This is a genomic window from Caldimonas thermodepolymerans (genome assembly GCF_015476235.1).
GTDB classification, from domain to species: Bacteria; Pseudomonadota; Gammaproteobacteria; order Burkholderiales; family Burkholderiaceae_C; genus Caldimonas; species Caldimonas thermodepolymerans.
Map to the genome: position 1 here is coordinate 1,272,263 of NZ_CP064338.1, position 17,354 is coordinate 1,289,616.

The window sequence follows — 17,354 nt, forward strand, 5'->3', positions numbered from 1 at the left end:
TCCGGCGCTGCGGTGGCAGCCACCCGAGCCGGTCCCGGAAATGAAAAAGGGCTCGCGCTTGCGAGCCCTTCGTGTTGCCAACCCGGCCGTCGTCTTCAGGCAGACAGCGACTTGATCGCTGCGGACAGGCGGCTCTTGTGACGAGCGGCCTTGTTCTTGTGGAAGATGCCCTTGTCGGCGATGGAATCGATGACCTTCTGGGCGGTCTTGTACAGCTCGGCGGCCTTGGCCTTGTCGCCGGCCTGCACGGCCTTCTGCACGTTCTTGATCACCGTGCGAAAACGCGAGCGCAGGGCGGTGTTCGCGGCATTGAGCTTGACGTTCTGGCGCGCGCGCTTGCGGCCAGAGGCGATGCGAACGGTTTTCTTGGCTTTGGAAGAAGTGGCCATGGGTGTTCTGTTTCCGGGTTGGGAAAAGACTGCGAGTATAGCATCACCCGAGAGCCGAGTCCATGCGCCAGCCGCACAAGCACCGCAGCTTCCTATAATCGCGCGTCTTTGCGCATCCGCCGGCTGGGGCGGTCGTCCATGAACCTGCTTCGCGCTGCTTCGACCGTCTCGCTGTTCACCCTCGCGTCGCGCATCACCGGGCTCCTGCGGGAGCAGCTGGTCGCCGCCAGCTTCGGCTCCAGTGCCTGGACCGACGCGTTCAACGTCGCCTTCCGCATTCCCAACCTGCTGCGCCGGCTGTTCGCCGAGGGCGCCTTCTCCCAGGCCTTCGTGCCGGTGCTGGCGGCCAGCCGCGAGCGCGACGGCGATGCGGCCACGCGGGACCTGGTCGATGCGGTGGCCACCGTGCTGTTCTGGGCGCTGCTGGCCACCTGCGTGGTCGGCGTGCTGGGGGCGCCGCTGCTGGTGTACCTGATGGCCGCCGGCCTGCGCGAGACGCCGGGCAGCTTCGAGGCGGCGGTCACGATGACCCGCTACATGTTCCCGTACATCGGCTTCATGTCGCTGGTCGCGCTCTCGGCCGGGGTGCTGAACACCTGGAAGCGCTTCGCGGTGCCGGCGGCCACGCCGGTGCTGCTCAACCTCGCGATGATCGCCGCGGCCTGGCTGCTCGCGCCGCGCCTTGCGGCCTGGGGCATCCCGCCGATCTACGCGATGGCCGCGGGCGTGATGCTCGGCGGGCTGCTGCAGTTCGGCATCCAGGTGCCGGCGCTGGCGCGCATCGGCATGCTGCCGCGGCTGCGCTCGCCGCGCGCGGCGCTGCAGCACGAGGGCGTGCGGCGCATCCTCGGGCTGATGGCGCCGGCGCTGCTGGGCGTGTCGGTCGCGCAGCTGTCGCTGCTGATCAACACGCAGATCGCCTCGCACCTGGGGCCCGGTGCGGTGTCCTGGCTGACCTATGCCGACCGCCTGATGGAGTTTCCCACCGGCCTGCTGGGCGTGGCGCTGGGCGTGGTGCTGCTGCCGCAGCTGTCGGCCGCCCAGGCGCAGCAGGACACGGCGCGCTATTCCGGGCTGCTGGACTGGGGCCTGCGGCTGGTGGTGCTGCTGGCGCTGCCGTCGGCCGCCGCGCTGTTGCTGTTCGCGCGCCCGCTGGTGGCCGGGGTGTTTCACTACGGCGCCTTCACCGAGCGCGACGTGCAGCAGACCATGATCGCGCTGATGGGCTACGGCGTCGGCCTGCTGGGGCTGATCGCGATCAAGGTGCTGGCCCCGGGCTTCTACGCCCGGCAGGACGTGCGCACGCCGGTGCGCATCGCGATCACGGTGCTGTGCCTGACCCAGCTGATGAACCTGGCCTTCGTGCCGCTGCTCGGCCATGCCGGGCTGGCCCTGTCGATCGGCATCGGCGCGCTGGTCAACGCGGGCTGGCTGCTGTGGGGGCTGCGCCGGCGCGGCTCGTACCGCCCGGCGCCGGGCTGGCTCGGCTTCCTGTGGCGGGTGGCGCTGGCCACGCTGGTGATGGGCGCCGGGCTGTGGTGGGCTGCCCATGCGCTGGACTGGACCGGGCTGCGCGCCACCCCCTGGCTGCGCGCGGCATGGCTGGCCGCCGCGGTGGGCGCCGCCGCCGCGGTGTACTTCGCGGTCCTGCTGGCGCTGGGGGTACGGCCGCGCCAGTTCGTCAAGCGCGCCTGAGCGGACTACACTGCCTGCATGCAGTTCGAGGCCCCCTCCGCCCTGGAGTACTTTTCTTCGCTCGTCGCCGAGGACGAAGGCTTCCCGCTCACCGAAGTGGCGGCCTCGCTCGCGCTGGACGAGTTTCCCGAGCTGGACCTTCAGTCGGTGCTGGACGAGATCGACCAGCTGGGCGAGCGGCTCAAGCGCCGGCTGCCGGCCGACGCCGGACCGATGCAGCGGCTGCGCATGCTCAACCGCTACTTCTTCCAGGAGCTCGGCTTCGGCGGCAACGTCAACGACTACTACGACCCGCACAACAGCTGCCTGAACGCCGTGCTGCGCACCCGGCGCGGCATCCCGATCTCGCTGGCCGTGATCTACATGGACCTGGCGCGCCAGATCGGGCTGAAGGCCCACGGCGTGTCGTTCCCGGGCCATTTCCTCGTGAAGCTGCGCATGCCGCAGGGCGAGGTGGTGATGGACCCGTTCTCGGGGCATTCGCTGTCGCGCGAGGAGCTGGACGAGCGGCTCGATCCCTACAAGCGCCAGCAGGGGCTGGTCGGCGAGTTCGACCTGCCGCTCGGGCTGTTCCTGCAGTCGGCCACGCCGCGCGAGGTGATCGCGCGCATGCTGCGCAACCTGAAGGAGATCTACCGGATGCGCGAGGACGGGCCGATGCTGCTGGCGGTGCTGGACCGGCTGGTGGTCCTGCTGCCCGAGGACTGGGAAGAGCGGCGTGACCGCGGGCTGGTGCGCTCCGAGATGGGGCTGCTCGACGAGGCGATCGCCGACCTGGCGATCTACGTGCAGGAGGCCGAGGACGCCGACGACCGGCTGGAAATGGCCGAACGCCTGGAAGGCCTGCGCGCGCTGCGCGGCGACGGGCCGCCGCGCCTGCACTGAAGACGGTGCGCGCGGCCGGCGGCCGTCAGATCACCTGGGTCTGGTGCTCGTCGCCCTGGCGGGCCTCGATGCGGCCGATGCGGTAGACGGTCTGGCCCTGGGCCTGCAGGATCTCGGTGGCGCGGGCCGCGTCGGCCTCGGCCACGATCACGACGAAGCCGATGCCGCAGTTGAAGGTGCGGTGCATTTCCGACTCGGCGACGCCGCCTTCGCGCTGCAGCCAGCTGAAAATCTCCGGCCGCGGCCAGCTGCCGCCGTCGATGACGGCCTTGGTGGTCTCGGGCAGGCAGCGCGGGATGTTCTCCACCAGGCCGCCGCCGGTGATGTGGGCCATGCCCTTGATCGCCACCTGCTGCAGCGCGGCCAGCACCGGCTTCACGTACAGGCGGGTGGGGGCCATCACGCGCTCGCGGAACGGCTGGCCGTCCAGCGTCGCGGGCAGGCGCTCGGCGGCGCGCTCGACCACCTTGCGCACCAGCGAGTAGCCGTTGGAATGCACGCCGCTGGAGGCCAGCCCCAGCACCACGTCGCCGGGGGCGATGCTGCGGCCGTCGACGATGCGGCCCTTCTCGACCACGCCGACGCAGAAGCCGGCCAGGTCGTATTCGCCGGGCGGGTACATGCCGGGCATCTCGGCGGTCTCGCCGCCGATCAGCGCACAGCCCGATTCCTCGCAGCCGCGCGCGATGCCGCCGACCACGCGCGCGGCGGTGTCGACATCCAGCTTGCCGCAGGCGAAGTAGTCGAGGAAGAACAGCGGCTCGGCGCCTTGCACCAGCACGTCGTTGACGCTCATCGCGACGAGGTCGATGCCGACGGTGTCGTGCATGCCCCATTCGAAGGCCAGCTTGAGCTTGGTGCCCACGCCGTCGGTGCCGCTGACCAGCACGGGTTCCTGGTAGCGCTTGGGCACCTCGAACAGGGCGCCGAAACCGCCGATGCCGCCCAGCACGCCTTCGCGCAGCGTGCGCTTGGCCAGGGGCTTGATGCGGTCGACGAGGGCGTCGCCGGCATCGATGTCGACGCCGGCATCACGGTAGGACAGGGGGGTGTTGGACATGATGGGTCTGCCGGGCAGGGTGTGCCGGGCCTATAGAATTTGCGCGATTTTACCGGCCGGTCCCGACCGGCGCCTTCCTCCGGCACCTCCTGCACTGCCTTCATGACTCTCACTGCGGCTCAACGACGTACCGTCGCCTGGCTCGGCATCGCGGCGGCGGCCCTGCTGCTGCTGTGGCTGCTCGCGCCGGTGCTGCTGCCCTTCCTGCTGGCGGCGGTGCTGGCCTATGCGCTGCATCCGGCCGTCGAATGGCTGGTGGCGCGCCGGCTGCCGCGGCTGCTGGCGGTGCTGCTGCTCGAGGCGGTGGCGATCCTGGCGGTCCTGGGCCTGTTGCTGCTGATGGTGCCGATCCTGTCCAAGGAGCTGCCGCTGCTGCGCGAGCAGATCCCGGTGCTGGCCGCGCGCCTCAACGAGGTCCTCGCCCCCTGGCTGGCGCAGCACGGCGTGAACCTGTCCCTGGACATCGCCAGCATCAAGGCCTTCGTCGTCAAGTACCTCAACGCCAACCTGGAGGACTGGCTGTCGACCGCGCTCAGCTCGGCGCGCATCGGCGGCAGCTTCGTGCTGGCGATCGCCGGCCATGCGGTGCTGGTGCCGGTGGTGCTGTTCTACCTGCTGATGGACTGGCCCGAGGTGGTGCGGCGCACGCTGCAGTTCGTGCCGCCGCGCTTCGAGGCCGGGATGACGGGCTTCCTGGCCGAGTGCGACGAGGTGCTCGGGCAGTACCTGCGCGGCCAGCTGCTGGTGATGGTGATCCTGGCCGCCTACTACAGCGTCGGGCTGGCGCTGTTCGGTTTCGACCTGGCCGTGCCGGTGGGCGTGTTCACCGGGCTGGCCATCTTCATTCCCTATCTGGGCTTCGGGCTCGGCATGGTGCTGGCGCTGCTGGCCGGCGTGCTGCAGTTCGCGAGCTGGTACGGCGTCATCGGCGTGGCGGTGGTCTACGGCATCGGCCAGCTGGTCGAGAGCTTCTACCTCACGCCGCGGCTGGTGGGCGAGCGCATCGGCATGCACCCGATCACGGTGATCTTCGCGCTGCTGGCCTTCGGCCACCTGCTCGGCTTCGTCGGCGTGCTGATCGCGCTGCCGGTCAGCGCGCTGCTGGTCGTGGCGGTGCGGCGGCTGCGCCGGACCTACCTCGAGAGCCGGTTGTATCTGGGCTGACATGAAACAGCTACCGCTGGGCCTGGGCCCGGACGAACCCCCGGGTTTCGAGAATTTTTTCCGCGGTCCGAACGCGGCGGCCGTGGAACATGTGCGCACGCTGGCCGGCCAGGCCCGGCCGGCGCCGGTCTACCTCTGGGGCCCGGGCGGCTGCGGCAAGACGCACCTGCTGCTGGCGCTGGCCCACGAGGTGCAGGCGCAGGGCGGGCGGGTCGGCTGGTTCGACCCTTCGGCGCCGAGGGACCTCGAATTCGACGACACTTGGCAGGCGCTGGTGCTGGACGACTGCCAGCGCTACGACCCCGACCAGCAGCACCGCGCCTTCGTGCTGTTCGTCCAGGCGACGACGCAGGGCCTGCCGATCGCGGCGGCCGGCGACGCGCCTCCGGTGGACCTGCCGCTGCGCGACGACCTGCGTACCCGGCTCGGCTGGGGCCATGTCTTCCAGTTGCTGCCGCTGTCCGAGGCCGACTGCCGTGCCGTGCTGCGGCGCGAGGCCGACCGGCGCGGGATCTTTCTTTCGGACGAGGTGATGAGTTACCTGCTGACGCGCTTCTCGCGCGACCTGGGCAGCCTGATGCGGCTGCTCGACCGGCTCGACCGCTTCGCGCTCGCGACGCACCGTGCCGTGACCGTGCCGCTGCTCAAGCAGATGCTGGTGGAGGAGGGGCCATGAGCGGCGACGCGGTGCGCAACCTGTGCCTGTTCGACCTCGATCACACGCTGCTGCCGATCGATTCGGACCACGCCTTCGGCGACTTCCTTGTGCGCATCGGCTGGGCCGACGCGCAGGAGTTCCGTCGCGGCAACGACCACTACTACGCCCAGTACCAGGCCGGGCGCCTGGACCTGGACGAATACATCGACTTCACCACCCGGCCGTGGCGCACCCGCTCGCCCCAGGAGCAGGCCTGGGTGCAGCAGCGCTTCGTCGAGGAAGTGGTGCACCCCAACCTCAAGCCGGCCGCGCTCGACCTGGTGCGCTCGCACCAGTCGCAGGGCGACCTGGTGGCCATCGTCACCGCGACCAACGAGTTCGTCACCGCGCCGATCGCCGCGGCGTTCGGCGTCGAGCACCTGCTCGCGGTGCAGCTGGAGCGCGACGCCGAGGGCGCCGTCACCGGGCGCATCCGCGGCGTGCCGTCCTACCAGGCCGGCAAGGTGACGCGGGTCGACCAGTGGCTGGCGTCGCTCGGCCTGCGCTGGGAGGACTTCGGTCGCACCAGCTTCTACAGCGATTCCCCCAACGATTTGCCCCTGCTCGAGCGCGCCAGCGACCCGGTGGCGACCAACCCGTCGCCGGCCCTGGAACAGACCGCCGTGGCGCGCGGCTGGCGCATCCTGAAGCTGTTTCCATGATCAAGAAACTCATCAGCAAGCTGCTCGGCAAGTCCGCGCCCGCCGCGGGCAAGACCGCCGGCAAGCGCCATCTCGGCAAGCGCGTGGAAGTGCCCAAGAACGAGCACGGCATCGACCGCTCGCTGGTCGACGAACGTGCCGTCAAGGTGGTGCAGACGCTCACCGACGCCGGCTACGAGGCCTACATCGTCGGCGGGGCGGTGCGCGACCTGCTGCTCGGCAAGCGTCCCAAGGACTTCGACGTGGCCACCAACGCCACGCCCGAGCAGGTCAAGGCGCTGTTCCGGCGTGCCTTCATCATCGGCCGGCGCTTCCGCATCGTGCACGTGGTGTTCGGGCGCGGGCGCGACCACGAGGTGATCGAGGTCTCCACCTTCCGGGCCCAGGTCGATGCCTCCGAGGCCGAACAGGTCAACGGCAACGAGAAGACCGCCAAGTCCGAGCTGGCGGGCAAGTCCCACGTGGTCGACGCCAGCGGCCGCGTGCTGCGCGACAACGTCTGGGGTCCGCAGATCGAGGACGCGGCGCGCCGCGACTTCACGATCAATGCGATGTACTACGACCCGCAGCGCGAGATCGTGGTCGACTACCACCACGGCATCCGCGATGCGAAGAAGCGCCTGCTGCGCATGATCGGCGATCCGGAGCAGCGCTACCGCGAGGACCCGGTGCGCATCATCCGCGCGGTGCGCTTCGCCGCCAAGCTGGGCTTCGAGATCGAGGGGAAGACGCGCGAGCCGATCGCCCGCATGGCCCCGCTGCTGGAGAACGTGCCGGCCTCGCGCATGTTCGACGAGATGATCAAGCTGCTGCAGACCGGCCATGCGCTGGCCTCGCTGGAGCAGCTGCGCGCGCATGGCCTGCACCGCGGCGTCTTCCCGATCCTCGACGTGGTGCTGGACGAGACGCGCCGCCACGACGGGCGCGAGAAGTTCGTGCGCCTGGCGCTGGCCGACACCGACCGCCGCGTCGCCGAGGGCAAGCCGGTCGCCCCGAGCTTCATGCTCGCGGCCATGCTGTGGCATGACGTGCTGGACCGCTGGGAGCGCCGCCGCCAGCAGGGCGAGCATCCGTTCCCGGCGCTGCAGGCTGCCATCGAGGAAGTGTTCGACGCGCGCATCGGCGACATCTCCGGCCGCGGCAAGCTGGCCGCCGACATGCGCGAGATCTGGATGATGCAGCCGCGCTTCGAGAAGCGCGCCGGCAATGGCCCGATGGTGCTGGTCGAGCAGCCGCGCTTCCGCGCCGGCTTCGACTTCCTGCGCCTGCGCGCCGAGGCGGGCGAGGTCGACGAGGCGCTGGCGCGCTGGTGGGAGGAGTTCTCGCTGGCCGAGATGCCGCGCCGCCGCGAGCTGCTCGAGCTGGCCCGCCAGCAGGACCAGGCACGCCGCACCGGCGACAAGCCGGGCGAGGCCGCCCCGGCGAAGAAGCGCCGCCGCCGTCGCCGCAAGCCGGCCGGCGAGGGCGCGGCTGCTGCCGCGGACGGGGCCGTTCCCGCCAGCGACTGAGCCGCACGCCACCGACAGGACAACGCACATGGTCGTGGCTTACGTGGGCCTGGGGGCCAACCTCGGCGACGCGCTGCAGACGCTGCGCGGCGCGGCACGCGCGCTCGCCGGCCTGCCGGGCGTGACGGCCGCCGCCGGCTCGTCGGTCTACCGCACCGCGCCGGTCGACGCCGGCGGCCCGGATTTCCTCAACGCCGTCGTGCGGCTCGAGTGCACGCACGACGCCCGCACCCTGTTCGGCCAGCTGCGCGAGATCGAGCAGCGCTACGGCCGCGAGCGCCCGTACCGCAACGCGCCGCGCACGCTGGACCTGGACCTGCTGCTGTGGGGCGACGCGGTCATCGCCGAGCCCGACCTCAGCGTGCCCCATCCCCGCATGCACCAGCGCGCCTTCGTGCTGGTGCCGCTGTCCGAACTCGACGCCGCGGTGCGCATCCCCGGCCACGGCACGCTGTCCTCGCTGCTGGCGGCCGTGGCTGCGCAGGACGTCGAGCGCACCGCCGACTCCCTCTACTGAACCCTGCCACATCCCGTGAGCCCTGCCGCCGTTCCTTTCCAGACCGTCGGGCTGCTGATTGCGTCCAACGTCTTCATGACGTTCGCCTGGTACGGTCACCTGAAGCACCTGGCCAGCAAGCCGTGGTACGTGGCCGCGCTGGTCAGCTGGGGCATCGCCCTGTTCGAGTACCTCCTGCAGGTGCCGGCCAACCGCATCGGCTATTCCAGCGGCATGTTCAGCCTGGCGCAGCTGAAGATCATGCAGGAGGTCATCACGCTGGCGGTGTTCGTGCCGTTCGCGATGGTCTACATGAAGGTGCCGTTCAAGCTGGACTTCGTCTGGGCCGGGTTGTGCCTGGTCGGGGCGGTGTACTTCATCTTCCGCACGCCATGACCGCGTTTTCCCTCGATGCCTGCCGGCACATCGTCGTCGAAGGCCCCATCGGCGTGGGCAAGAGCACGCTCGCGCGCCTGCTGGCCGCCGAGCTGGGCGGCGAGCTGATGCTCGAGAAACCGCAGGAGAACCCGTTCCTGGAGCGCTTCTATGCCGACGCGGCGCGCTACGCCTTCCAGACCCAGGTGTACTTCCTGTTCCAGCGCATCGAACAGTACCGCGAGCTGGTGCAGCCGGGCATGTTCGCCGGGCCCGTGGTCAGCGACTTCATGTTCGCCAAGGACGCGCTGTTCGCGCGCCTGACGCTCAGCGACGACGAATACGAGCTGTACATGCAGATGTACCAGCGCATGGCGCCGCAGATGCCCGAGCCGGACCTGATCATCTGGCTGCAGGCCGGGCCGCCGGTGCTGCAGCAGCGCATCGCGCGGCGCGGCATCCGCATGGAGCAGGGCATCGGCGATGCCTACCTGCGCGAGCTGTGCGACGCCTATGCCGCGTACTTCGAGCATTACGACGGTGCGCCGGTGCTGGCGCTGGAGACCACGCACTTCAATCCGGTCGACCGTCCGGACGATTTCCGTCGCTTCATGACGCACCTGCGCCGCTATGGCGGATCGCGTGAAGTGCTCACGCTGCAGCCGCAGGAGGGCGCATGAGCACATTCCGAATCCCCGTGCCGCCGGTGGGTCGTGGCCGGCTGCTGTCACAATAGCGACACTTTTTGCCAGTTCCGGGGGGCGTCCCAGGCGCCAGCCCGACGGACGTCCAGCAACTACAGACATTCTTTCCATGATCTTCGGCAAACTGCTGCCTCGCGAGGGCAATTTCTTCGAGCTGTTCAACCAGCATGGCGCGAAGATCGTCGAAGGCTCGCGGGCCTTCATGGCGATGGTCGAGAACTATTCCGATGCAGGCCTGCGCGAGCGCCATGCGGCCGAAGTCGACAAGGCCGAGCGCCAGGCCGACAGGACGACCGCCGAGGTCAACCGCCTGCTGCACAAGACCTTCATCACCCCGATCGACCGCGAGCAGATCCATTCGCTGATCAACGCGATGGACGACGTGCTCGACCTGCTGCAGGATGCCAGCGAGACCATGTCGCTGTACGACATCCGCGAGATGACCGACGAGGTCATCCAGCTGGCGGCGCTGAGCGTGCGCTGCTGCGAGCGCGTCGCGCATGCGGTGTCGTTGCTGCCGCGCCTGAACAAGGACGAGACGGCCGAAGCGGCGATCAAGGCCTGCGAGGAGATCGACCAGCTCGAGTCCGACGCCGACCGCGTGATGCGCGCCGCGATGTCCAAGCTGTTCCGCGAGCAGGCCGACGTGCGCGAGCTGATCAAGCTGAAGGCGATCTACGAGCAGCTCGAGTCCATTTCCGACCGTTGCGAGGATGTGGCGAACCTGATCGAGGGCATCGTCCTCGAGAACTCCTGAAACCCGTCGGACAGTCAGGAGGGTTCGCTCCATGGACGCTGTGCAAGCGGGTTTCTGGGTGGTCGTGCTGCTCGTCGTGCTGGCCATCCTGTTCGACTTCATGAACGGGTTCCACGACGCCGCGAACTCCATCGCGACCGTCGTCTCGACCGGGGTGCTCAAGCCCCACCAGGCGGTGGCCTTCGCCGCCACCTTCAACTTCATCGCGATCTTCATCTTCCACCTGAGCGTGGCCGCGACCATCGGCAAGGGCATCGTGCAGCCGGACGTGGTGGACCACCAGGTGGTGTTCGGGGCGCTGATCGGGGCGATCTCGTGGAACGTGATCACCTGGTACTACGGCATCCCGTCGAGCTCGTCGCACGCGCTGATCGGCGGCATCGTGGGCGCCACGATCGCCAAGGCCGGCTCGGGCGTGCTGATCGCCTCGGGCATCTGGAAGACGGTGGCCTTCATCCTGATCTCGCCGGCGCTGGGCTTCCTGCTCGGCTCGCTGCTGATGGTGGCGGTGGCCTGGATCTGCCGCGGGGCCTCGCCGCTGCGGGTGGACAACTGGTTCCGCCGCCTGCAGCTGCTGTCGGCCGGCATGTACTCGCTCGGCCACGGCGGCAACGACGCGCAGAAGACCATCGGCATCATCTGGATGCTGCTGATCGGCTCGGGCTACGCCTCGGCCAACGACCACATGCCGCCTGCCTGGACCATCTGGTCGTGCTACATCGCGATCGCGCTGGGCACGATGTTCGGTGGCTGGCGCATCGTCAAGACCATGGGCCAGAAGATCACCAAGCTCAAGCCGGTGGGCGGCTTCTGCGCCGAGACCGGCGGCGCGCTGACGCTGTTCCTGGCGACCCTGCTCGGGGTGCCGGTGTCGACCACCCACACCATCACCGGCGCCATCGTCGGTGTCGGCTCGGTGCAGCGTGCCTCGGCGGTGCGCTGGGGCGTGGCCGGCAACATCGTGTGGGCCTGGATCTTCACCATCCCGGCCTCGGCCTTCATCGGCGGGGTGTTCTACCTGATCGGCCACGCCCTGCTGTGAGTGCCGCGGGCCGGCCGGACCGGGCGGGGACGCCGCGGCACCGGCTGGCGTCCGCACCCCGGGCCCGGCGGTGCGCCGGGGCGCGGGCGGGACGCGCGTGCTTCCCGTGCCCGGCCTACTGGCTGATCTTGCGCGCTTCCTCGATCTGCACCTCGAAGTAGCGCTGCATGCCGTAGGCGATGGTGGCCATCAGGATGCCGGCGCCGACCATCAGCGCGACGATCACGCCGATCACCGCGGCCCAGCCGGTGCGGTGCTGGCGGCCCGAGGGATTGAAGCGTGCGTTCCAGCGCTCGTCCGGCGTCAGGCCGTAGATGATCGCGCACAGCATGGCCTGCACCAGCATCAGGCCGAGCAGCGGCACCAGCACCCAGGACAGGCGGTCGTCCTGCCCGTAGGCCAGCATGCGCAGCACGCCATGCACGCCGGCCAGCGTGGGCCAGGGGTGCAGCCAGGCGAGCAGGTCGCGGAACCCGTGCAGGTAGAAGCGGTGCAGCCCGAGGCTGCCCAGCAGCAGGGCCAGCCAGGTGGCCAGGGTCTTCGACTTGTAGCGTTGCGTGGAGGTCGTCATCGGGGCGCTACTGTAGCTGCTTCCTGCATGGCCGGGCGAAACGCTATAATTTCTGGTTCTCGACGCTGGCCGGCTGAGGGCTGGCGTGTATCTAACGGCGTCGAACAACTGTCCCGGATGCTTTGCGCCTGTGTGTCTCCTGGTGCGGCGGACCCAAGAAGCAACTCAAAGGAAACATCATGGTCGTGATTCGACTCGCACGCGGCGGCTCCAAGAAGCGCCCGTTCTACAACATCGTCGCCGCTGACTCGCGCCATCGCCGCGACGGCCGGTTCCTCGAGCGCGTGGGCTTCTACAACCCCATGGCTTCCGGCGCGGCCGAAACCCTGCGCCTGGCGCATGACCGCCTGGAGTACTGGGTCGGCCAGGGCGCCCAGATGTCGCCGACGGTGGCCCGCCTGGTCAAGCAGGCCAAGAAGGCCGCTGCCTGACGAAGGTGCGCGCCACGCCCGATCCAGCCGCAAGCCGGCCCGCCTCGCCTGACGACGAGGGCGTGGCCTGGCCCGACGATGCGGTGGAGGTCGGGCGCGTCATCGACGCCTGGGGCGTCAAGGGCTGGATCAAGGTCCAGCCGTACTCGGCCGATCCCCAGGCGTTGTTCTCTTCCCGGCGCTGGTTCCTCCAGCCGCCCGATTCCCCGAATCCCCGTGCTGCCGCGGCGGGCCTGCGCTGGCCGCTGCTGCTGTGCATCACCCAGGCGCGCGACCACGGTGACGTGATCGTCGCGGCCGCCCGCGAAGTGCCCGACCGCACCGCTGCCGAGGCGCTCAAGGGCGCGCGGGTGCATGTCCCGCGCTCCAGCTTCCCGACTGCCGATCCCGACGAGTACTACTGGGTCGACCTGATCGGCCTGGAGGTGGTGAACCGGCAGGGCGAACGGCTCGGCACGGTGGCGGACCTGATGGACACCGGTGCCCACGCCATCCTGCGCGTGGTCGACGAGGCCGGCGGCAAGCCGGCCGAGCGCCTGATCCCCTTCGTCGGCGCCTACGTGGACGAGGTCGACCAGGGCGCGCGGCGCATCACGGTCGACTGGGGCCTGGACTACTGAGCCGGCGGGAGGGCCGTCCCGTGCGCTTCGACGTCGTCACGCTGTTCCCGGACCTGTTCCAGCCCTTCCTGGGCCTGGGCGTGACCCGGCGCGCCTTCGAGAGCGGGCAGGTCGACGTGCGGCTGTGGCAGCTGCGCGACTTCGCCGACGACAACTACCGCCGCGTCGACGACCGTCCCTATGGCGGCGGGCCCGGCATGGTGATGCTGGTCGAGCCGCTGGAGCGCGCGCTGGCGGCGGTGCGGGCCGAGCGCCAGGACGACGCCCCGGTGGTGCTGTTCACGCCCACCGGCCGGCGCATCGACCAGGCGCTGCTGCGCGAATGGGCCGAGGGGCCCGGCGCGACGCTGGTGTGCGGCCGCTACGAGGGCATCGACCAGCGCTTCATCGACCGGCACGTGGACGTGGAGCTGAGCCTGGGCGACTTCGTGCTGTCCGGCGGCGAGATCCCGGCCCTGGCCCTGCTGGACGGCATCGCCCGCCTGCAGCCCGGCGTGCTGAACGATGCCCAGTCGCACGTGCAGGACAGCTTCAGCGACGGGCTGCTCGACTGCCCGCACTACAGCCGCCCCGAGGTGCTGCAGACCGAGGCCGGGCCGCTGGCGGTGCCACCGGTGCTGCTGTCGGGCCACCATGCCGAGATCGCCCGCTGGCGGCGCGAGCAGTCGCTGCGCCTGACCGCCGAGCGCCGGCCCGACCTGATCGCCGCGGCGCGGGCCGCCGGGCAGCTGTCGGCCGCGGACGAGAAGTTTCTCGCCTCGCTTGGGCTATAATCCCCGGTTTTGCGATCCTCTGCCAAGCCGGCTGCAGCCGCGGCCACTTCCCGAGATGGCGTTGGCACGATCATGTTGGAGAAACCATGGACCTGATCCGTCAACTCGAGCAAGAAGAGATTGCTCGCCTGAACAAGAACATTCCCGAGTTCGCGCCCGGCGACACGGTCGTCGTGAACGTGAACGTCGTCGAAGGCAACCGCAAGCGCGTGCAGGCCTACGAAGGCGTCGTGATCGCCAAGCGCAACCGCGGCCTGAACTCCAGCTTCATCGTCCGCAAGATCTCCAGCGGCGAAGGCGTGGAGCGGACCTTCCAGCTGTACAGCCCGCTGATCGCCTCGATCGACGTCAAGCGCCGCGGCGACGTGCGTCGTGCCAAGCTGTACTACCTGCGTCAACGCAGCGGCAAGTCGGCCCGCATCAAGGAAAAGCTGGGCTGATCCCGTGCCGGCGCAGCGACGGGCCGCGCGAGCGGCTCGGTGCTTACCCGCAGAACGGGCAAGGCTGCGCACGATTCAACAGCTCGAAACCGGCCGCCTGGCGCATCATGCGCAGGCGGCTTTTTCATTGCTTGCGCCATGTCGTTGATCTTGCACCCCGAGGAGCTGCCGGTCGTCGGCATCGATGCGCACCTGCCGCCAGTGGCGAGCGATCGCCTGCATCCCGACGCGCTGCGGCAGCGTTTCCGCTCCCCGCCGGCATGGGAGCCCGAGGTCAGGGCCGAGCGCCGCATGGCCGGCCGCGAACCGGCGCATGCCTCGGTGCTGGTGCCGCTGGTGATGCGCGACGAGCTGACCGTGCTGCTGACGCGGCGCACCGAGCACCTGCGTGACCACGCGGGCCAGATCAGCTTCCCGGGCGGGCGCGCCGAGCCGCACGACCCGGACCCCGCCGCCACCGCACTGCGCGAGGCCGAGGAGGAGATCGGCCTGCCGCGCGAGCATGTGGAGGTGCTCGGCACGCTGCCCATCTACCGCACCGTCACCGCCTTCATGGTCACCCCGGTGGTTGCCCTGGTGCGCCCGGGGTTCCAGCTGCAACCTGATCCGTTCGAGGTGGCCGAGGCGTTCGAGGTGCCGCTGCAGTTCCTGATGCAGCCCGCCAACCACCGGCGTCATGCGTTCGAGTTCGGCGGCGAACGGCGCGAGTTCTTCTCGATGCCGTGGGAGTCGGGCGCGCAGCGCTACTTCATCTGGGGCGCGACCGCGGGGATGTTGCGCAACCTGTACCGCTTCCTGTCCGCCTGAGGCAGCGACCGGCGGCTATCATGCCGCCCATGAGTTTCTTCTCGGTTCTCTTTGCGCTGCTGATCGAGCAACTCAAGCCCCTGCGGGGCGGCAACGTGGTCCACGACTCGCTCGTGGCCTGGGTGCGCTGGACCGGGCGCAACTTCGACGCCGGCAAGGACGTGCATGCCTGGGTGGTCTGGTGCATCACGGTCATCGTGCCGGCACTGCTGACCTGGGGTGTCCATGCGCTGGTCGCGCACTTCAGCGTGCTCGCCGCGCTGGCCTGGAACGTCGCGGTGCTCTACCTCACGCTGGGGTTCCGCCAGTTCAGCCACTACTTCACCGACATCCGCGACGCGCTGGAGCGCGGCGACGAGGCCACCGCACGCCGCCTGCTGGCCGAGTGGCGCCACCTCGATGCCAGCGACCTGCCGCGCCGGGAGATCCTGCGCCACGTGATCGAGCATTCGCTGCTCGCGGCGCACCGCCACGTGTTCGGCGTGTTCTTCTGGTTCGTGCTGCTGGCCACGCTGGGCCTGGGGCCGGCCGGTGCGGTGTTCTACCGCATGGCCGAGTTCTCCAGCCGCTACTGGGCCTACAGGAGCCGCACCATCGGCGTGCCGAGCAACGCCCGCCTGATGGAGCTGGCGCAGCAGCTGTTCGGCTGGCTGGACCACGTGCCGGCGCGCCTGACCGCGTTCGGCTTCGCGGTGGTCGGCAACTTCGAGGAGGCGGTCGACAGCTGGCGCCGCCACAGCGAGCTGTGGCGCTACGCGAACGACGGCATCATCCTGGCCGCCGCGGCCGGGGCGGTCGGCGTGCGGCTGGGCGGCAGCAGCGCGCCCGGCGTGACCCCGGACCGGACCAAGACCTTCGAGGCGGGCGCGGCGGCGCAGGCGGGCGACGCGGAGGGTTCGACCTCCGGCATGCCGCCCGAGCTCGGGCACTTGCGCAGCATCGTCGGGCTGGTCTGGCGCTCGGTGGTGCTGTGGATGCTGCTGCTGGCGCTGCTGTCGCTGGCCAACCTGATCGGCTGAGCCCGCCGCCTCAGTAGGCCGGGCGCGACAGCTCCTCGTGGATCTCGCCGTAGATGCGGTAGCGGCTCGCGCTGACCTCGCCGCGCTCGACCGCCGCGCGCACCCCGCAGCCCGGCTCCTGCCGGTGGGTGCAGTTGTAGAAGCGGCACTCGCCGACATGCGCGCGCAGGTCGGGCATGTAGGCCGGCAGCTGCTGCGGGTCGATCTGGCGCAGGCCGAATTCCTGGAAGCCGGGCGAATCGATCAGCCCCGTGGTGCGCGCCGCATCGACCCAGTACCACTGCGTGCTGGTCGTCGTGTGGCGGCCGGAGTTGAGCGCCTGCGAGATCTCGCCCACCTGGGCCTGCGCGGCGGGCACCATCAGGTTGATCAGCGTGCTCTTGCCCGTGCCCGAGGGGCCCAGCACCAGCGTCGCGCGGCCGTCCAGGCGCGGCGCGAGCGCGGCGCGCGCCTCGTCCGGCGCCGCCTGCAGCGACACCTCCTGCACGTCGTAACCCATCGCCCGGTAGGGCGCCAGGCGCTCGCGGGCCGCCGCGGCCTGCGGCAGGTCGACCTTGTTGAGCAGGATGCACACCGGGATGCCGGCGGACTCGGCCGCGATCAGCGAGCGGCTCAGCTGCGACTCGCTGAACTGCGGCTCGACGGCGACCATCACCAGCAGCAGGTCCAGGTTGGCGGCGAAGGACTTGGTGCGCCACTCGTCCTGCCGGAACAGCAGGTTGCGGCGCGGCTCGATCCGTTCGATCACGCCTTCGTCGGTGCCGCTGGCGACCGTGCGCATCCACTGCACCCGGTCACCGACCACGCATTCGCTCTTCTTGCCGCGGGGGCGGCAGACCACGCGCCGGCCTTCGGGCGTCTCGACCAGGTAGTGGCGGCCGTAGCCGGCCACCACCAGCCCGCGTTCCAGCTCGACAGCTCGGGTCATCGGCGAGTCAGCCCAGCAGCGCGTCCGCCTTGGCGGCACAGATGAAGTCGTTGATCGAGATGCCGCCGACCGAGTGCGTGCTGTAGCGCACCTGGCAGCTGCCGTACTTCACCAGCAGGTCGGGATGGTGGTCTTCCCGGTGCGAGATCCAGGCCAGGGCGTTCACGAAGGCCATGGTGTCGTGGTAGTTCGCAAAGGCGTAGGTCTTCTCGAGCGCGCCGTCGCGGACCGTCCAGCCCGGCACCTCGCGCAGGTGCGCCTCGAGTTCCTCGGCCGACATCGGGGTGCCGCCTTCCAGCGGCCGGCATGTCTGATTCAGCAGGGTCGTCAT

Annotated in this window: 22 protein-coding genes; 17 read left to right on the top strand and 5 right to left on the bottom strand. The window is 69.9% G+C overall.

Going from position 1 to position 17,354, the window contains the following annotated elements; translation table 11 throughout:
- Positions 1–95: 95 nt before the first annotated feature.
- Entirely contained in the window at positions 96–389 is a 294-nt protein-coding gene (gene rpsT / locus IS481_RS06090; RefSeq protein ID WP_104357901.1) for a 30S ribosomal protein S20, read from the bottom strand.
- A gap of 138 nt (positions 390–527) precedes the next feature.
- On the opposite strand from rpsT, the gene murJ reads away from it, so the two are divergent.
- A complete protein-coding gene (murJ, locus tag IS481_RS06095; protein WP_104357902.1) occupies positions 528–2,084 on the top strand; it encodes a murein biosynthesis integral membrane protein MurJ in 1,557 nt (518 codons plus the stop codon).
- 18 nt (positions 2,085–2,102) lie between these two features.
- Positions 2,103–2,969 carry a SirB1 family protein gene (locus tag IS481_RS06100; protein WP_104357903.1) on the top strand — a complete coding sequence of 289 codons (867 nt, stop codon included), beginning with the start codon at positions 2,103–2,105 and terminating at the stop codon, positions 2,967–2,969.
- A gap of 25 nt (positions 2,970–2,994) precedes the next feature.
- On the opposite strand, the gene purM is transcribed toward IS481_RS06100, so the two are convergent.
- Positions 2,995–4,029, bottom strand: coding sequence for a phosphoribosylformylglycinamidine cyclo-ligase (gene purM, locus IS481_RS06105; protein ID WP_104357904.1), 1,035 nt, complete (start codon positions 4,027–4,029; stop codon positions 2,995–2,997).
- A 102-nt stretch (positions 4,030–4,131) separates the two neighbouring features.
- Between purM and IS481_RS06110 the strand changes: the two genes are divergently transcribed.
- The 9 genes from IS481_RS06110 (at position 4,132) to IS481_RS06150 (ending at position 11,434) form a co-directional block, all read left to right on the top strand.
- A complete protein-coding gene (locus tag IS481_RS06110; RefSeq protein ID WP_104357905.1) occupies positions 4,132–5,193 on the top strand; it encodes an AI-2E family transporter in 1,062 nt (353 codons plus the stop codon).
- 1 nt (position 5,194) lies between these two features.
- Positions 5,195–5,869: a DnaA regulatory inactivator Hda gene (gene hda / locus IS481_RS06115; RefSeq protein WP_104357906.1), complete on the top strand. Its 675-nt coding sequence runs from the start codon at positions 5,195–5,197 to the stop codon at positions 5,867–5,869.
- Positions 5,866–6,552, top strand: coding sequence for a histidinol-phosphatase (locus tag IS481_RS06120; RefSeq protein WP_104357907.1), 687 nt, complete (start codon positions 5,866–5,868; stop codon positions 6,550–6,552). The genes hda and IS481_RS06120 overlap by 4 nt, the downstream gene beginning before the upstream one ends.
- Complete coding sequence (pcnB, locus tag IS481_RS06125; RefSeq protein WP_104357908.1) at positions 6,549–8,060, top strand: polynucleotide adenylyltransferase PcnB; 1,512 nt, start codon at positions 6,549–6,551, stop codon at positions 8,058–8,060. Before IS481_RS06120 ends, pcnB begins: the two co-directional genes overlap by 4 nt.
- 28 nt (positions 8,061–8,088) lie before the next feature.
- On the top strand, positions 8,089–8,577 hold the full coding sequence (gene folK, locus IS481_RS06130; protein ID WP_104357909.1) for a 2-amino-4-hydroxy-6-hydroxymethyldihydropteridine diphosphokinase: 489 nt from the start codon (positions 8,089–8,091) through the stop codon (positions 8,575–8,577).
- Positions 8,578–8,592: 15 nt separating this feature from the next.
- Positions 8,593–8,952, top strand: a complete 360-nt coding sequence (locus tag IS481_RS06135) for a DMT family protein (RefSeq protein WP_259371687.1) — start codon at positions 8,593–8,595, stop codon at positions 8,950–8,952.
- Complete coding sequence (locus IS481_RS06140) at positions 8,949–9,611, top strand: deoxynucleoside kinase (protein WP_104357910.1); 663 nt, start codon at positions 8,949–8,951, stop codon at positions 9,609–9,611. The genes IS481_RS06135 and IS481_RS06140 overlap by 4 nt, the downstream gene beginning before the upstream one ends.
- A 133-nt stretch (positions 9,612–9,744) precedes the next feature.
- Positions 9,745–10,392 (top strand): DUF47 domain-containing protein, encoded by a 648-nt coding sequence (locus IS481_RS06145; protein ID WP_104357911.1) that lies wholly within the window; start codon positions 9,745–9,747, stop codon positions 10,390–10,392.
- Positions 10,393–10,423: 31 nt separating this feature from the next.
- Complete coding sequence (locus IS481_RS06150; RefSeq protein ID WP_104357912.1) at positions 10,424–11,434, top strand: inorganic phosphate transporter; 1,011 nt, start codon at positions 10,424–10,426, stop codon at positions 11,432–11,434.
- A 115-nt stretch (positions 11,435–11,549) separates the two neighbouring features.
- On the opposite strand, the gene IS481_RS06155 is transcribed toward IS481_RS06150, so the two are convergent.
- On the bottom strand, positions 11,550–12,005 hold the full coding sequence (locus IS481_RS06155) for an NINE protein (RefSeq protein ID WP_104357913.1): 456 nt from the start codon (positions 12,003–12,005) through the stop codon (positions 11,550–11,552).
- A 179-nt stretch (positions 12,006–12,184) separates the two neighbouring features.
- Here IS481_RS06155 and rpsP point away from each other — a divergent pair, with 179 nt between their 5' ends.
- The 6 genes from rpsP to IS481_RS06185 all read left to right on the top strand — a co-directional run bounded on the left by rpsP (position 12,185) and on the right by IS481_RS06185 (position 16,095).
- On the top strand, positions 12,185–12,436 hold the full coding sequence (gene rpsP / locus IS481_RS06160) for a 30S ribosomal protein S16 (RefSeq protein WP_104357914.1): 252 nt from the start codon (positions 12,185–12,187) through the stop codon (positions 12,434–12,436).
- 5 nt (positions 12,437–12,441) lie between these two features.
- Complete coding sequence (gene rimM, locus IS481_RS06165) at positions 12,442–13,056, top strand: ribosome maturation factor RimM (protein ID WP_419186819.1); 615 nt, start codon at positions 12,442–12,444, stop codon at positions 13,054–13,056.
- Positions 13,057–13,076: 20 nt separating this feature from the next.
- Positions 13,077–13,829: a tRNA (guanosine(37)-N1)-methyltransferase TrmD gene (gene trmD, locus IS481_RS06170; RefSeq protein WP_104357916.1), complete on the top strand. Its 753-nt coding sequence runs from the start codon at positions 13,077–13,079 to the stop codon at positions 13,827–13,829.
- 86 nt (positions 13,830–13,915) lie between these two features.
- Positions 13,916–14,269 (top strand): 50S ribosomal protein L19, encoded by a 354-nt coding sequence (gene rplS, locus IS481_RS06175; RefSeq protein WP_104357917.1) that lies wholly within the window; start codon positions 13,916–13,918, stop codon positions 14,267–14,269.
- Between the two features lie 138 nt (positions 14,270–14,407).
- On the top strand, positions 14,408–15,076 hold the full coding sequence (locus IS481_RS06180; protein ID WP_104357918.1) for a CoA pyrophosphatase: 669 nt from the start codon (positions 14,408–14,410) through the stop codon (positions 15,074–15,076).
- Positions 15,077–15,105: 29 nt separating this feature from the next.
- The gene (locus IS481_RS06185) at positions 15,106–16,095 is read left to right on the top strand and encodes a CobD/CbiB family protein (RefSeq protein WP_104357919.1); all 990 of its coding nucleotides are present in this window, start codon (positions 15,106–15,108) and stop codon (positions 16,093–16,095) included.
- Positions 16,096–16,105: 10 nt separating this feature from the next.
- Here the strand turns inward: IS481_RS06185 and rsgA are convergent, their stop codons facing one another.
- Together rsgA and IS481_RS06195 are read right to left on the bottom strand one after the other, a co-directional pair.
- Positions 16,106–17,023: a ribosome small subunit-dependent GTPase A gene (gene rsgA, locus IS481_RS06190; protein WP_104357920.1), complete on the bottom strand. Its 918-nt coding sequence runs from the start codon at positions 17,021–17,023 to the stop codon at positions 16,106–16,108.
- A gap of 7 nt (positions 17,024–17,030) precedes the next feature.
- The gene (locus IS481_RS06195) at positions 17,031–17,354 is read right to left on the bottom strand and encodes a 4a-hydroxytetrahydrobiopterin dehydratase (protein WP_104357921.1); all 324 of its coding nucleotides are present in this window, start codon (positions 17,352–17,354) and stop codon (positions 17,031–17,033) included.